This is a genomic window from Frankia sp. CcWB3, from assembly GCF_977927595.1.
Genome location: NZ_CDWRCK010000015.1, coordinates 1 through 15,583 on the forward strand (window position 1 = coordinate 1; position 15,583 = coordinate 15,583).

Sequence of the window (15,583 nt, forward strand, 5' to 3'; positions counted from 1 at the left end):
CCCCCGCCCGTTCCACCGGACGGGTCAGTCGGAACGGGCGGGTCAGTCGGAACGGGCGGCGCGGGCGGCGGCCAGCCGGCAGAAGGCCGCGACATCGAGGGTCTCGCCCCGGGCACCGGGATCGACCTCGGCGGCACGCGCCAGTTCCCCGGCGGCGGCGGGCGATCCGGCCCAGGGCGCCAGGGCCGTACGCAGGGTCTTGCGGCGCTGCGCGAACGCGGCATCGATCGCGGCGAAAACGTCCGCCCGCAGCCGCGCCGGACCGGGCAGGGGCCTGCGGGTGAAGGCCACCAGCCCTGAATCGACATTCGGCTGCGGCCAGAAGACCGGTCTGGGCACCGCGCCGGCCGGCCGGGCGTGCGCGTACCAGGCCAGCTTGACGCTAGGCGCCCCGTACACCCGGCTGCCCGGCGGCGCGGTGAGCCGGTCGGCGACCTCCGCCTGGACCATCACCAGCCCGCGGCGCAGCGAGGGCAGCCGTTCCAGCAGCCCGAGCAGCAGCGGCACCGCGATGTTGTAGGGCAGGTTCGCGGCGAGCACCCCGGGCGCAGCCACGTCGGCGGGCAGGTCGGCCGAGGTGGCCCGCAGACCGTCGGCGGCCACCACGCGCAACCGCTCGGCGACGTCGGCCGGCAGCCGGGCGGCCACGGTCACCGGCAGGACCGCGGCGAGGGGGCGATCCACCTCGACAGCGACGACGGCCTTCGCCGCCTCGACGAGCCCCAGGGTCATCGACCCGAGTCCTGGCCCGATCTCCAGCACCGTGTCGTCCGGGCCGACGCCGGCGAGCCGCACCAGCCGGCGGACGGTGTTCGCGTCGACGAGGAAGTTCTGCCCGCGCCGTTTCGTCGGCCGCAGGTCCAGCTCGTGCGCGAGGGCCCGAAGCTCAGCCGGCGAGAACAGCGCGTCGGTGTCTACCAGGGCCCGAACACCCGCTCCGCGTTTGCGGCGATGTGCGTGCCGAGCTCGGCGACGCCGACGCCGCGGGTCTCGGCCAGCACCCGCAGCGTCAGCGGAATGAGGTACGGGCCGCCGGGCCGGCCCCGCCAAGGGGTCGGGGTGAGGAACGGCGCGTCGGTCTCCACCAGGATGAGATCCGCCGGGGCGACGGCCGCCGCCTCCCGCAGATTGGCGGCATTGGAGAAGGTGACGTTACCGGCGAACGACATCACGTACCCGGCGTCCGCGCAGATCTTCGCCATCGCCGTGTCCCCGGAGAAGGCGTGGAAGACGACCTTCTCCGGGGCGCCCTCCTCGCCGAGGATGCGCAGCGTGTCGTCGTGGGCGTCCCGGTCGTGGATCATCAGTGCCCGGCCGATCTCCTTGGCGATCACGATGTGGCGCCGGAAGCTCTCCTGCTGCGCGGCATGCGCCTCGGGTGGGGTGCGGAAGTAGTCCAGGCCCGTCTCGCCGATCGCGCGCACGCGATCGGCGCGGGCCAGCTCGGCGATGGCGGCGAACGTCTCCTCGGTGACCCCGTGGGCCGCCTCGTTAGGATGGATCGCGACGGCGGCGTAGATCTCCGGATGCGCCGCGGCGACCTCGGCCTGCCATCTGCTGGTGGGCAGGTCGATGCCGACGGTGACGGCCCGCGTGACACCGACTGCCCGGGCCGCCGCGATCGCCGCCGGAACTTCGGTGCCCATCAGGTCGAGATGACAGTGGCTGTCGACCACGGCCACGGGAAGAGGGTCCGGCGGTGGCGGCGGATCACCCGACCGGCCAGAGTTTCGCGCCACCTCGCCCGCCCTCCCGTGCCCGCCCTTCGTTTCCTGAAGTCTGAAGTCTACGACCGCCGCCGAGTGTGCCAGACAACCCGGCATGGGACGCTAATCGGGTGAGCAAGCGCAAGGACCCCACGCGATGACGACACCGTTGACCGTTGCCCTGGTCACCCCGCTGACCGGTCCCGACGCCGCCCAGGGCCTCGCCGGGCTACGAGGGGTCACCCTGTGGGCGCGTGACGAACGCCTCCCACCGCCCTGGGACGAGGTGAGTCTCACCGCCTACGACGCGTATCCCGATCCGGCCGCCGCCATGCGCGCCGCGGTGGCCGCGGGACCCGACGCCCTGCTCGGACCCTACGGCCACCGGGCGGCACTCGCGGCCTGTGCTGCGACGGACCGGGTGGTCTTCAACACCGGCGCCCCGTCCACGCGCTTCGTCCGGCAGGCCTTCCCGAACGTCGTGAACATCGCCGCGGCCACCTCGACCTGGCCGCGCGGGGTCCTCGCCGCCGTGCGGGCGGCCGATCGACGGGCCCGCAAGGTCGTCCTGCTCGCCTCCGGGGACACCGCCGTCGAGATCACATCGGTAACGAAGGCCGCCGCGGTAGCGCAGTCGTTCGAGGTGGCTTCGCACGTCTTCCCCCCGGGCAAGGCCGCCCTCACCGCGACCCGGCTGCCCCCGGGCGACATCCTCATCGTCCACGCCGGCCCGGACGACGAGCTGGCGGCGGCGAACATCCTGCTGCGCCGGCCGTGGCGGGCGGCCGCCTTCTCCACGGCCGTCAGTGCGCAGGCCACCGCGAGCCTGGGCGACCTGCGCGAGCAGCTGCTGGCGCCGGGCAGCTGGATGCCCGAGAGCACCCAGCCGACCGCGACCGGTCCGACCGCGCGGGAGTTCACCGCCGACTTCACCGCCCTGCACGGCGTCGCGCCGACCGAAACGGCGGCCTGGGCCTACGTCACCGGGCTGATCCTGGGACGGGCCATTCGCTACTGCGGAGGCGTGCAGGACACCTCCGTGCTCGCCGCCGCCCGGGGCATCGACACGACCACGTTGCTCGGTCGCTTCCGGCTGGACGAGGCGACGGGGCTCCAGGTCGGCCACCAGATCCCGATCGTGCAGTGGCAGGCCGGTGCCTCCCGGACGGTCTGGCCCCGTGAGTCGGCGCGGGCACCATTCGCCCATCCCCGGCTGTTCACCAGCCGCCCGGGGACGGCGTCGCGGACTTTGCCGGGGACGGGCACGTTTTCGATCAGCCCTCCCACGCCGACGGCCGGATCGGGGACGACGCCCCCGACCACGCAGCCTCGGACCGCGCAGCCTCGGACGCCTCCGGCCTCGCGCACACTCCCCACCACGTGAGTGGGCCTCCGCCGCCGACGGGCCATCCGGGACGGGTGAACCGTCCGGAGCGGTGGCCCATCCGGGGGGGGTGGACCACCCGGAGCGGGTGAACGGTGGTTGGTTCGGGTGCCGCCGTGGTACTGAGAAACTCACGGCGGCACTTGGCGGCCCGCGGAGGGGGAAACATGGCAGCGGGTCCGCTCGGTCGTGCTCCCGCGGGGCCGTGGCGCCGCCGGGCCGCAGCGGGCATCCTCTGTGGCCTGACGGTGGCCTTCGCGGTGGCGACGGCCCGGCTGTTCGTCTTTCCGCACCAGGATGCTCCCGCCCCGGTGGACGCGATCGTCATGTTCGCCGGGAGTCCGGGACGGCTCGAACGCGCCGTCGCACTCACGCGGGCCGGCTACGCACCCGTGCTCGCGGTCTCGGCGCCGACGGAGAAGGACCCGTGCCCCGGGCCCATTGCCGGGGTCGAGGTGATCTGTTTCTCGCCCGATCCGCGGACGACCCAGGGCGAGTCGCGGTGGACCTCCGCGGCGGCGGCACGCCGCGGGTGGCATTCGCTCATGGTCGTCGCCTCGACCTCACAGAGCACGCGCGCCCGGCTGCGCCTCGACCGTTGCTATGACGGCGAGACGCGGATGCAGGGGGTCCCGCCCCCGCGCCGGGCCTGGCCGTACGTGATCGCCTACGAGTGGGCGGCCCTGGGCAAGGCCCTCGTTCTCCAACGCCACTGCTGACCGCCGACCGTGCTCAGCGCCCGTCGGCCCGGTCCCCGGCCCGGGCGGCGAGCTCCGCGGCATAGACCTCGTTGCGGGAGACGCCGTACTCGGCGGCCACGGCCTTGCGCGCGTCCTTCGGGGACATCCCCGCCGAGGTTCGTCGGGCTACCTCGGCGACCAGGATCCTGCCGTCAATGATCGGCCCAGCCACGCTTGGCCCGGCCCGGCCCCGGGTACCGCCGGCGACCACCAGCGTGAACTCCCCCCGGATAACCCGGCCGTCGGTGGCCCAGCCGAGCAGATCGGCGAGGTCGCCGCGGACGATCTCCTCGAAGGTCTTCGTCAGCTCGCGGCAGAGCACCGCCGGACGGTCGGCGCCGAAGGCCGTGACGAGGTCGCGCAGGCCGGCCACGAGCCGGTGTGGGGACTCCAGGAACACCATCGTCCGCGGCTCGCCGGCCAGGTCGCGAAGGCGTCCACGCCGGTCGCCGCCCTTGCGCGGCAGGAAGCCCTCGAAGGTCCAGCGGTCCGTCGGCAGCCCGCTGACGGCCAGGGCCGCGGTGACGGCGGACGGACCGGGAACGACGGTCACGGCCATCCCCGCGGCGGCGGCTGCGGCCACGACCCGGAACCCGGGGTCGGAGACGGCGGGCATCCCGGCGTCGGTGACGAGCGCGACGGTGGCACCCTGGCGCAGGTAGTCGGTGAGCTGGGCGGCCCGGGTGCCTTCCACCGCGTCGTAGCACGACACGATCCGCCCGGACACCGTCACGTCGAGCGCGTGCGCCAGCCGTAGGACCCGGCGGGTGTCCTCGGCGACGATCACATCCGCGGTGGCAAGGATCTCGCCGAGCCGAGGGCTGGCGTCCCGGACGTCGCCGATGGGGGCACCGCACAGCACCAGGGTCCCGGACACCCGACCAGTCTGTCAGGAGCCAGGACCTACCCTGATCGGTGTGACGGCGACGACGGCCCACCTGCCCTGGACGGCGACCGGTCGCGGGGACGCGGCGCGGGTGGCCGGCCCGGGTTCCTCCGGCCCGGCCGGCGGTCGGCCGCTCTCGGTGCGTGAGCGGCTGTGCCCACCGATGCCGCGGTCGCCGCTCGTAGGGTGGCTGGCGACCCTGTCCATCGCGATCGTCGCCGGGCTGCTGCGTTTCTGGCACCTCACAGAGCCCCGCGGGATCTACTTCGACGAGGTCTACTACACCAAGGGCGCCTGGGGCCTGCTGACGGCCGGGTATGAGATCAACTCGACGACCTGTTCCGGTCCGGCCTACGTCGTCCATCCGCCGTTCGGCAAGTGGCTGATGGCCGCCTCCGAGGGTCTGTTCGGCTATACCGACTGTGCCGGGGTCTCGCACGGCAGTCCGGAGCTCGGCTGGCGGTTCTCGTCCGCGCTGTTCGGGACGCTCGCTGTCTTGGTCCTCGCCCGCGCCGCCCGACGGATGTTCCGCTCCACGCTCCTGGGCTGCTTCGCCGGTCTGCTCCTCGCCCTCGACGGGCTGGAGTTCGTGCAGAGCCGCATCGGGATCCTCGACATCTTCCTGATGACTGGCGTCGTCGTGGCGCTGGCCTGTCTGCTGCTCGACCGGGACGACGGCCGCCGCCGGCTCGCCGACCGCCTGGAACCGGCTGGTTCCGGTCCCGGATCAGCACCTCTGGGGGACAATGCCGCCGGCCCGGACAGCGGCCCGACCGCGGCGGCTCCGCCCACCCGGGCCGACCGCCTCCTCGACACGTACGGGCCGCGGCTGGGGTTCCGCCCCTGGCGGCTGGCCTGCGGGGTGGCCCTGGGACTGTCCATGGGGGTGAAGTGGAGCGCCCTCTACACGATCATCGGCTTCGCGGCGCTCGCCCTCGCGTGGGACATCGGAGCGCGGCGCACCGGCGGAGCCCGCCGACCCGTGTTGGGAGCACTGCGCCGGGACAGCCCGGCCTGGTTCGCCGGGTTCCTACTCGTCCCCATCGTGACCTTCCTCGCCACCTGGACCGGCTGGTTCGCCACCGACGGCGGCTACTACCGCCACTACTACGGCAACGGCTTCGGCGCCGCGTGGCACGGCTGGTGGAAGTACCAAATGGCGGTGCTGAAGTTCCACGAGGGACTCCACGAGAGGCATGCCTTCGCGTCGCATCCGATGAGCTGGCTGGTGATGGCGCGGCCGGTCGCGTACTACTACTCCTCGCCGGCGTACGGGACCTCGGGCTGCCACGATCCGGCCGGCTGCTCCCGGGAGGTCCTCGCTCTGGGCAACCCGGCGATCTGGTGGGTCGGCACGGCGGCGCTGGTCGCGATGCTCGCCTGGTGGGTCTCCCGGCGGGACTGGCGGGCGGCCCTGGTGCTGGTCGGGTTCGGCTCGGCCTTCGTGCCGTGGCTGCTGCTCCCGAACCGCACGATGTTCTTCTTCTACGCGCTGCCGTCGCTGCCGTTCCTGGTCCTCGCCATCACGGCGCTGGCCGGGCTCGTCCTCGGCCCGCGCGAGGCGTCGGAGACCCGCCGCCTGGTCGGGGCGCTGTCGGTCGGAATCTACACGATCATCGTCGTGCTGCTCTTCGCGTACTTCTACCCGATCCTGGCCGCCGAGGTGATCCCCTACTCCTCGTGGCGCGCCCGGATGTGGTTCCCGGGCTGGATCTGACAGGACACCACACCAGGCCCACGGTGCCGACCCGTGAACCCCGACGAGGCCCGCGGCGTCGCCTCAACGTGATCCGACTCACGACTTCGCGCCCCATTCGTAGCATCACCACCGTAGGCGATGCAACCATTACGAATCGGCAAGCCGGAACGGCGACAGCCGCAGCGACAGGGGTTATCGAAGTTGGACGGTCACGAAGAGCCGAACAAGGACGCCACTAGCAGCACCGCCCTGGTCCTTGAACGGGGGGGGTCGCGTACAGCTCGAGAAGTCGATCCGAGAGGGTGGGGCGGTCACCATGCCCCGAGGCCGTGCGGCAGTGAGCGCCCAAACGGGCCTCCCTCCGACCTCCAACCACCGGAGACGGGTGTCGGGCGAGCCGAGACTGGGAGGAACCACCATGGCGGATGTGTCGGTACGCTTCGCGATGACCGATGACAGCGAGATCGTGCTGAACCTGTCGCTGACCCAGGCGATCCGGCTCACGGAGGCGATCGCGTCGAAGGTCAGCCAGGCGATGACCGAGCAGCCGCGGGCCGGCATGAACGGCAACGCCTACGGCCCCGGGGTGCGCCCCGGCCCCTACTCGACGTCCTGAGCCGTCCGGCACCGAGCCGGGCTGTACCCCCGCGGTGCCGGGCTATCCCCCGGTCAACTGGGCGATCAGGGCCCGCAGCAGGTCGAGATCCCGGCGGCGCAGCTCGGCGACGGACGACGGATCCGGCCGTGTGGAGGCCAGCGCCGCACGCACCGAGCGCAGCTTGTCGCGCAGGATCTCCACGTCGGCGGGTGTCAGTAGACCGTCGCGCAGGACCAGCACGACGTGGCCACCGTGCTGCACCACGTCCACCGGCTCGACCATCGGCAGCGTGACGACCCGGATACCGACAGGTGCCTCCTGGTCGTAGACAAGACACAGCTGGTCCTCCGCCATCACCTCCGCGGTGCCGTCGTCCCACAGCACGGTCGCTCGGGCCGTGATGGGGGGCACACCGCGGGCCGACTCGACCCGCACGGGGTCGGCGTTCCCGGCCGGTTCGCGACGGCCGGCCGGGTGGACGGCGAGTACCGTGCCGCGCCGCGACCAGACCCCGCCACCGAGGTCGTCGACGGGGAAGACCCGGTCACCCCGGGCGAACATCACCAACGCGGCACGACCGTCCTCGGCGGTCGATGGGTGGGCGGCCATAGCGTGATCGTAGGTGGCCGCCGTGGGGGCCCGAGCGCCGAGACCCCACCAGGGCGCATCCGGCAACACCCGCACACCCGCGCCGGAAACTACCGTTCCCCACCGGTGAACCGGTCCCAACGATCCTGGTAGCCACCGATGTGGCCGCGAACCACCGCCGGCATCGCACGTTCACCGGCTCGCCGCGGCCACTGTGGCTTACGCCCGGTCATGGTCCCGTGGACTCCGCAACGGGTTACCTTCGCCTGGTTGCCACCGAATCGCGTGGCGACCGGCGGCGGTCGGAGGACGCGGGCGGCTCCCGGCGGGCCGCGACAACGTGGTCCATCCTCCCCCCTGTCCCGCAACCCCCACGGCCGACCTCGGCCGGTCACGTTTCGCGGAGCCCACGAATGCCCGACACCGACTATCCGCCCATCGAAGAGCACGCGGTCATCGGCGACCTGCGTACCGTGGCCCTGGTCGCCACGGACGGCACGATCGACTGGTACTGCCCGCATCGCTTCGACGCGCCGTCGGTTTTCGCGAGTCTGCTGGACGCCGACCGTGGCGGATCGTTCCGCATCCACTGTCCGGACTCCCGGGCCAGGCAGCTCTACCTACCCGACTCGAACATCCTGATGACCCGTTTCCTCGCCCCCCGCGCGGTCGGTGAGGTCATCGATTTCATGGTCCCGGTGGACAGCGACGTCACCGAGACGCCGCACGTCGTGGTCCGCCAGGCGCGAGCGGTGCGTGGAACCGCCACGTTCCGGCTGCGCTGCGACCCCCGGTTCGACTACGGCCGAGCCCCGCACACCGTCACCCTGGTACCCGGTTCGGGCGCGGTGTTCGAGTCGACCGCCGGCACCCTTGTGCTGCGCACGGCCCTGCCGCTGCGCGTCGAGGCCACGGCCGTGGTCGCCGAGTTCGAGCTGGCGATGGGCGAGTGTGCCGACATCGTGCTCGAGTGGAACTCGACCATCCGCCCATTGATCATCGGTGAGGCGGAGACGTTGTTCACCCGGACGCTGAACTACTGGCAGGCCTGGATCCGGCGCGGGCGCTATCACGGCCGGTGGCGGGAGATGGTGCTACGCAGCGCTCTCGTCCTCAAACTGCTCGTCTACCGGCCCACCGGGGCGCTGGTGGCCGCGCCGACCACCTCGCTACCCAAGGAGCTCGGCGGCGTGCGCAACTGGGACTACCGCTACACCTGGATCCGCGACGCGGCCTTCACGGTGTACGCGCTGATGGCGCTCGGCTTCACCGACGAGACCGCGGCGTTCATGGACTGGCTCGAACAGCGATGTCACGAGGCACCCAAGGACTCCGGGCTCTACGTGCTCTACAGCGTGGACGGCAACGCCGACCTGGACGAGCTGGTCCTCGACCAGCTGTCCGGCTATCGCGGCTCGAAGCCGGTGCGCGTCGGCAACGCCGCCGCCACACAGCTCCAGCTCGACATCTACGGCGAGCTGATGGACTCGGTGTACCTGTACAACAAGCAGGTCCCGATCTCCTTCCAGCTCTGGGAGGCGCTGGGCCGCCAGCTCGACTGGCTGGCCAAGCACTGGGACGAACCGGACGAGGGCATCTGGGAGACCCGGGGTGGGCGCCAGCGCTTCACCTACTCAGCCGTGATGACCTGGGTCGCCTTCGAACGGGCCTGCCGGATCTCGCGCCAGCGTGGCCTGCCCGGGCCGACGAACGAATGGAAGGACTACGCCGGGCAGGCCTACCGGTTCGTCCAGAACGAGGCGTGGAACCCCACCCGCGGCGCCTACATGGAGTTCCCCGGCTCACCACGGATGGACGCATCCCTGCTGTGCATGCCGCTGGTGAAGTTCTCCGGCCCCACCGACCCCCGGTTCCTGTCGACCCTGGAACGGTTCAGCGGGGACCTGGTCAGCGACAGTCTGGTGCGCCGGTACGCCGCGGACGGCAGCGACGGCCTCACGGGTGACGAGGGCACCTTCAACCTGTGCTCGTTCTGGTACGTGGAGGCACTGACCCGGGCCGGTCGGGTCGCCGAGGCCCGGATGGTCTTCGAGAAGATGCTCACCTACGCCAACCACGTGGGGCTCTACGCCGAGGAGATCGGTTCCTCCGGGGAGGCGCTCGGCAACTTCGCGCAGGCGTTCACCCACCTCGCCCTGATCAGTGCCGCGATCCATCTCGACCGCGCGCTGGGGTGACCGACCCGAGGACGGGTGTGCGGTGACCACGGGTGTGCGGTGACGGGCGGTTTCCGGTGCCGGCGCGGCACGGCAGGATAGGCGGCGAGGATACGCACCGGAGCCGATAGCCTGAAGATCGGCACCGATGTTCGGAGTGCGGGATCCTTCAAGGTCGGGATCCTTCGAGGTGCGGGATACGAGGGGCGAGGTCATGGCGGGACTGGACCGTTTCCGGGTGGTCGTGGAATCCGGGCGCGGAGATCGGGCGGGAGTGGTCGTCCGGCTGCCCGGCGCACTCATCGTCGCCCGTGCCAGCCGGTCGGAGACGGCCGAGACGACCACCAGGCTGCTGGCGCTGTGCGCCGAGGTCGCCGCCGAGGTGGGCGCCACCGCGTCGACCATGGGTCGCCGGCTGGTGCGCCGGGTCGCAGGGCTGCTGGCCGACGCCGATCCGGATCGGGTGCCCGACTTCAGCCTGCTGACCACGGTCAATGACCGGGTCGCCGCGCTGGTCCACGGGGCGATGGACGTCGTCGCGACGGGCAGCTCCGGGGTGACGCTCTCCGGCGTCGACTCGGCCACGTGGGTCGACCGGCTGCTGCCCACCGAGATCAGCCGGATCGACGTCGGCCCCACCGGCATGGTCGGGCCGACGGGTTTCCCCGGCGGGCTCGGCGATCTCGGTTTCCCGCTCGACCTGCGCATCGGGGCCGTGCCCGGGATCGGGGTGAGTCTGCTGCTCAGCGACACGCCGTCGCTGCCCGCGCCGAAGGCCTCCGCCGAGCAGCTGCTTGCCGGGTTCGATCCGGTCCGGGAGCCGATGACCGGCGCCGCGCCCATCCCCACGCCGGGAACTCGCGCCCCCGATCCGATGTCGACCACCCCGCCGGCGCTCGCCCCCCTGCTCAGCAAGGAGGAGGAGGCCCACCGGCGCCGCGCCGCCGCCGAACCGACGCAGGCGGCCGACCTTGACGAGCTCGACGAGGATCCGCCCACCGAGCTGGCCCAGCGTGACTCGATCCCGCGTGCCGGGAGCGATCTGGGTGGCAGGCACGGCCACGCCGGCCACGCCGGGCCCGTCGGCCACCGCGAGGGCCTCTCCGACGATCTGGGCGACGACCTCACCGACGACGAGCACGACGCCCTGACCCAGCTCCCGGGCCAGAGCTTCACCGTCTCCGACCTCATCGAGGACGACGAGGCACCGACGATGCTGCCGAGCAGCGGCGAGCCTCAGGTCGAGGGCGTGCTGTGCGCCAACGGCCACTTCAACCACCGGCAGGCGCCGTACTGCTCCGAGTGCGGCCTGTCGCTCGCCCAGCAGAACACCCGCACGGTCTGGGGCCCCCGGCCGCCCGTCGGCGTCCTCGTCTTCGACGACGGCCAGACCATGAACGTCGACATGGACCTGGTGATCGGCCGCCAGCCGGACCGCGACGATGCGGTCCGGGCCGGGAAGGCACGGGCGCTGCCGGTCGAGGACGGCGAGAGCGCGGTCTCCCGGGTACACGCCATCATCACCCTCAACGGCTGGGACGCGGTCATCACCGATCAAGGTTCGGCGAACGGCACTTACATCGCCCCGCCGGAGGCGACCGTGTGGACGCCGCTGAGCCCGCACCAGCCGGCTCCCCTGATCCCCGGCACCCGCGTCCAGGTGGGCAAGCGGACGTTCGTCTTCAACTCCCACCTGCACGTTTGACCACCTGCCCGGGCAACTCACCCGCCCAACCGAGGTGATCATGACGACGGCGAACGACGACCGGCCAGCCGGCGACGACCCGCCGGCCAGCGACGGCGATGCGGCGCGCGGGAGTGACGCGCGGCCGCGACGCCGCTGGGCCCGAAGCCGGCTGTGGTGGGCGCCGGTGATGCTCGCCGTGGTAGCCGGCCTGCTGGCGGCCGGCGCGGCGCTGGGCAACCTCGCCAGCCGGCCACCGGCTGAGGGGTCGGTCGACGTCGGCTTCGCCCGGGACATGTCCGAGCATCACGCCCAGGCGGTGCAGATGGCCATGATCGAGTTCAGTCACGGCGGTGACCAGGACACCCGCAGCGTGGCCCAGGACATCGCGCTGACCCAGCAACGCGAGATCGGCATCATGTCCTCGTGGCTGTCCGGATGGGGACGGCCCCAGTCCACCTCCGGGATACCGATGCGGTGGATGCGGGACTCCCGCACCGTCAACGGGGCCTCGGGCGGGCAGGATGGTCATGACGGTCACGGCGCCGCCAGGCCCGGCATGGACATGCCGGGCCTGGCCGAGGATGCGGCGGAGGACGCGTCCAGCGACCCGCGGGACACCGCGCGCATGCCGGGCATGGCGACCCCCGCCGAGCTGCAACGGCTGGCCTCGATCCGGGGCCATGACCTCGACGTCCTCTTCCTCACCCTGATGGTGCGCCACCATCGTGGGGGGCTGGCCATGGCCCAGTACGCGGCGATGCACGCCGGTGAGGACCGGGTACGGGCGATGGCCAGGGCGATGGTGCTCGCCCAGTCGATGGAGATCGACCAGATGCAGCGCGATCTGGTACGCCTCGGCGCGCCTCGGGCCTAACCGGCGAACCCACCCGCTGTCACGACGAAACCGCCTTTGTATAGTCAAGTGGGACTAACCGGACTCGGGGAAGGTAGCCCCCTCGTCGCAGGGCAGGGGAGGCCGCCGCCATGCCTGGTGCAACCGCCCGAGAGGCCGCCGACGCCGGGGGCTTCGTTCGCCGGACGGCCCCCGGCGGCCCCTGGTACTCCCGCCGCCTCCCCGGCCACTGGCCGGGGATTCGTTACGTCCGGGTGGAACTGCTCGCCGGCCTGGTGACCTCGCTCGCGCTGATCCCGGAGACGATCTCCTTCTCCGTGGTGGCGGGGGTCGATCCGAAGGTCGGTCTGTTCGCGTCGTTCACCATCTCGGTGGTCATCGCGTTCACCGGCGGGCGCCCGGCGATGATCTCGGCGGCGGCAGGCTCCATGGCCCTCGTCGCCGCCCCCCTGGTCCGCGACCACGGCCTGAACTACCTGCTGGCGACGACCATCGGGGTGGGCCTGCTGATGTTCGTGCTCGGCCGGCTCGGGGTGGCACGGCTGATGCGGTTCGTCCCGCGGGCCGCGATGATCGGCTTCGTCAACGCGCTGGCCATCCTCATCTTCACCGCGCAGATGCCGCACGTGATCGGCAAGTCGTGGCAGGTCTACGCCCTCGTCGCCGCGGGCCTCGCCATCCTGCTGGCCGTCCCCCGCCTGACCAGAGCGGTCCCGCCGCCGCTCGTGGCGGTGGCGGTCCTCACCCTCGTCACCGCCGGTTTCGACATCTCCGTCCCCACCGTCGGCGACGAGGGCCGGCTGCCGAGCTCACTGCCCGTCCCCGGCGTGCCCGACGTGCCGCTGACCTGGGAGACACTGCGGATCATCGCCCCGTACGCGGTGGCGCTTACCGCCGTCGGCCTGGTGGAGACGCTGCTGACCGCGCAGATCGTGGATCGGTTGACCGACACCACGCATGACCCGAACCACGAATCCCGGGGCCTGGGGATCGCCAACATCGTCAACGGCTTCTTCGGCGGGATGGGCGGCTGCGCCATGATCGGCCAGACGATGGTGAACGTCAGCTCGGGCGGGCGGGGCCGGCTGTCGACCTTCGCCGCCGGCGGCTTCCTGCTCATGCTGGTCGTCCCGCTGCGCGACCTCGTGCGGGTCATCCCGATGTCGGCGCTGGTCGCGGTGATGATCATGATGTCGGTCATGACCTTCGAGTGGCGCAGCATCCAGCCCTCGACGCTGCGCCGGATGCCCCGCAGCGAGACCGCGGTCATGGTGGCGACCGTCGCCGTCGTGGTGCCCACCCACAACCTCGCCTACGGCGTTGGGGTGGGCGTCGTGCTGGCCGCGCTGCTGTTCACCCGCCGGGCCGCGAATCTGGCGCTGGTGACCAGCGTGCTCGACCCGGAGGGCCGGGAGAGGATCTACTCCGTCCAGGGCACGCTGTTCTTCGCCTCGACCAGTGATCTGGTGAACGCCTTCGACTACGCGCGCGATCCCGGACGGGTGGTCATCGACCTCTCGGAAGCCCACCTTCTCGACTCGGCGGCGGTCACCACCCTCGACGACGTGTGCGCGAAGTACCGCGAACGCGGCACGCAGGTGAGCCTGGTCGGGGTGAACGCCCGTAGTGCCACCCTGCTGCACAAGCTGTCCGCCGAGCCGGCCCAGGTGGAACCGGCACCGACCGAGCCGGCACCGACCCGCGTCCGGTGAAGTCGAGCTGATCGTGAATACACTCCGCCATTAGATGCTCACTCAGATACTTACGCTGAGGATGGTGGCGGGATGGCCGGAGAGCGGGGCGCCGGGCTCACTCAGGGTCTGATCGACTTCACTCGGCGCCAGCCCGCGGTGGTCGTCATCATCATCGTCCTAGGCGGGTTGTACCTTGCCAGGTCCGGTCCGGTCCGGGCCGGGCCCGGCCCGGATTCCCGGGCCGTCCTCGTCCCCGGGATCGAGTTCTCGACCCCGTCCCTGATCACCCACAACCGGACGACCTATGCCTTCGGCGTGGACCCGGACTCCCCCGGCACCGTCGACGTGCTCTCCAGCCGGGACCGCCGGAGCTGGACGATCGAGCCGGCCGCGCTGCACGCCCTGCCGCCCTGGGCCGACCCCACGGGCGGCCTCGGCCCGGCGGCCGTCGGCGCCTTCGGCCATGGGTTCGTCATGTACTACGCGACGGCCGTGCGTGGCCTCGACGTCCGCTGTATCTCCGCGGCGACCGCCGACTCCGCCGACGGTCCGTTCGTCGACACCTCTCTCGCGCCCTTCATCTGCCAGACCGCGGACGGCGGCAGTTCGGATCCGAGCCCCTTCGTCGACGAAGCCGGACGCGCTTACCTGGCCTGGGCAAGCCCCGGGGCGGGCGGCGGCTCGGGCCGGAACCACGGCGCGCCGCCCACGCTGTGGGCGCAGCGGCTGCGACCCGACGGACTCGTGCTCGCCAGCGAACCCGCCGTCATGCTCCGCCCGAGCCTGTCCTGGCAGCAGGGGCGGATCTCGGCACCATCGATGATCTCAACCCGCGGGCGTCACCATCTGCTCTATTCGGCCGCGTCGCCGCTCGGTGGACGGCAGGTGGTGGCGACCGCGTCGTGCAAGGGGCCGCTCGGGCCCTGCCGGCCGGCGGACGAACCGATGCTGACCGGGGGAAAGGTCGGCTTCGGACCGAGCGGGGCCCATGCCTTCACCGACGCGCGGGACCGCTGGTGGGTGGGGCTGCACAGCTGGGACTCCCGGCCCGACGGCGCCTACCTGCCAATCGGTCGGTTCGTCGTCGCTCCGCTCGACGTCACCCGGGACGCGGTGACGCTGCACGTCGACTCCCTCGTCCGAGGACGGGTGCTTGATCCGGACGAGCATGACCCATCCCACGAGCACCCATCCCACGAGCACCGCCGGCAGCACGAGGACCGGGTAGACGGCGAGGACCGGGTGGGATAATCAGGTGGTGGGGCCGGCTCCCCGCCGTCTTCGCGGACTACGACATTCCGAATCCGAGCATTCCCGGTATCTCCACCGAGGACCACAGGCCCTGGAAGTGCCGACAAAGCGACTTACGGAGAAGGTCCATATGCCAGTCGAGCTGAATCATACTATTGTGCATGCCCGGAACAACCGGGAATCGGCCGAGTTTCTAGCGGATATCCTCGGTCTCAAGGTCGGCGCCGCGTGGGGACCGTTCATCCCGGTCGTCACCGCAAACGGTGTCACCTTGGACTTCGCCACCCCACCGGTTGAGTCGATCACTGCGCAGCACTATA

Annotated in this window: 14 protein-coding genes; 10 read left to right on the top strand and 4 right to left on the bottom strand. The window is 71.7% G+C overall.

The window, feature by feature from the left end:
* Positions 1 to 42 precede the first annotated feature (42 nt).
* Together rsmA and ACY5KJ_RS02535 are read right to left on the bottom strand one after the other, a co-directional pair.
* Complete coding sequence (gene rsmA, locus ACY5KJ_RS02530; RefSeq protein WP_462202722.1) at positions 43 to 858, bottom strand: 16S rRNA (adenine(1518)-N(6)/adenine(1519)-N(6))-dimethyltransferase RsmA; 816 nt, start codon at positions 856 to 858, stop codon at positions 43 to 45.
* 56 nt (positions 859 to 914) lie between these two features.
* Entirely contained in the window at positions 915 to 1,739 is an 825-nt protein-coding gene (locus ACY5KJ_RS02535; RefSeq protein ID WP_462202709.1) for a TatD family hydrolase, read from the bottom strand.
* Positions 1,740 to 1,863: 124 nt separating this feature from the next.
* On the opposite strand from ACY5KJ_RS02535, the gene ACY5KJ_RS02540 reads away from it, so the two are divergent.
* Both ACY5KJ_RS02540 and ACY5KJ_RS02545 read left to right on the top strand, forming a co-directional pair.
* Positions 1,864 to 3,090, top strand: a complete 1,227-nt coding sequence (locus ACY5KJ_RS02540; RefSeq protein WP_462202710.1) for an ABC transporter substrate-binding protein — start codon at positions 1,864 to 1,866, stop codon at positions 3,088 to 3,090.
* A 167-nt stretch (positions 3,091 to 3,257) separates the two neighbouring features.
* Positions 3,258 to 3,809, top strand: coding sequence for a YdcF family protein (locus ACY5KJ_RS02545; protein ID WP_462186361.1), 552 nt, complete (start codon positions 3,258 to 3,260; stop codon positions 3,807 to 3,809).
* Between the two features lie 13 nt (positions 3,810 to 3,822).
* On the opposite strand, the gene rsmI is transcribed toward ACY5KJ_RS02545, so the two are convergent.
* The gene (gene rsmI, locus ACY5KJ_RS02550; RefSeq protein ID WP_462186360.1) at positions 3,823 to 4,707 is read right to left on the bottom strand and encodes a 16S rRNA (cytidine(1402)-2'-O)-methyltransferase; all 885 of its coding nucleotides are present in this window, start codon (positions 4,705 to 4,707) and stop codon (positions 3,823 to 3,825) included.
* 40 nt (positions 4,708 to 4,747) lie between these two features.
* Here rsmI and ACY5KJ_RS02555 point away from each other — a divergent pair, with 40 nt between their 5' ends.
* Positions 4,748 to 6,433 (top strand): dolichyl-phosphate-mannose--protein mannosyltransferase, encoded by a 1,686-nt coding sequence (locus ACY5KJ_RS02555; RefSeq protein ID WP_462186359.1) that lies wholly within the window; start codon positions 4,748 to 4,750, stop codon positions 6,431 to 6,433.
* A 400-nt stretch (positions 6,434 to 6,833) separates the two neighbouring features.
* Positions 6,834 to 7,031 (top strand): hypothetical protein, encoded by a 198-nt coding sequence (locus tag ACY5KJ_RS02560; RefSeq protein ID WP_006541195.1) that lies wholly within the window; start codon positions 6,834 to 6,836, stop codon positions 7,029 to 7,031.
* A 42-nt stretch (positions 7,032 to 7,073) separates the two neighbouring features.
* Here the strand turns inward: ACY5KJ_RS02560 and ACY5KJ_RS02565 are convergent, their stop codons facing one another.
* On the bottom strand, positions 7,074 to 7,622 hold the full coding sequence (locus tag ACY5KJ_RS02565; protein WP_462202711.1) for a hypothetical protein: 549 nt from the start codon (positions 7,620 to 7,622) through the stop codon (positions 7,074 to 7,076).
* 392 nt (positions 7,623 to 8,014) lie between these two features.
* Between ACY5KJ_RS02565 and ACY5KJ_RS02570 the strand changes: the two genes are divergently transcribed.
* The 6 genes from ACY5KJ_RS02570 to ACY5KJ_RS02595 form a co-directional block, all read left to right on the top strand.
* Positions 8,015 to 9,799, top strand: coding sequence for a glycoside hydrolase family 15 protein (locus ACY5KJ_RS02570; RefSeq protein ID WP_462189115.1), 1,785 nt, complete (start codon positions 8,015 to 8,017; stop codon positions 9,797 to 9,799).
* A 193-nt stretch (positions 9,800 to 9,992) separates the two neighbouring features.
* Positions 9,993 to 11,483: an FHA domain-containing protein gene (locus tag ACY5KJ_RS02575; protein ID WP_462189114.1), complete on the top strand. Its 1,491-nt coding sequence runs from the start codon at positions 9,993 to 9,995 to the stop codon at positions 11,481 to 11,483.
* Positions 11,484 to 11,523: 40 nt separating this feature from the next.
* The gene (locus tag ACY5KJ_RS02580; RefSeq protein WP_462189113.1) at positions 11,524 to 12,339 is read left to right on the top strand and encodes a DUF305 domain-containing protein; all 816 of its coding nucleotides are present in this window, start codon (positions 11,524 to 11,526) and stop codon (positions 12,337 to 12,339) included.
* A 110-nt stretch (positions 12,340 to 12,449) separates the two neighbouring features.
* Positions 12,450 to 14,030 carry a SulP family inorganic anion transporter gene (locus ACY5KJ_RS02585; RefSeq protein WP_462202712.1) on the top strand — a complete coding sequence of 527 codons (1,581 nt, stop codon included), beginning with the start codon at positions 12,450 to 12,452 and terminating at the stop codon, positions 14,028 to 14,030.
* 72 nt (positions 14,031 to 14,102) lie between these two features.
* Entirely contained in the window at positions 14,103 to 15,263 is a 1,161-nt protein-coding gene (locus ACY5KJ_RS02590; RefSeq protein WP_462189246.1) for a family 43 glycosylhydrolase, read from the top strand.
* A 130-nt stretch (positions 15,264 to 15,393) separates the two neighbouring features.
* Positions 15,394 to 15,583: VOC family protein (locus ACY5KJ_RS02595; protein ID WP_462202713.1), on the top strand; the 190-nt coding region annotated here is incomplete at its 3' end.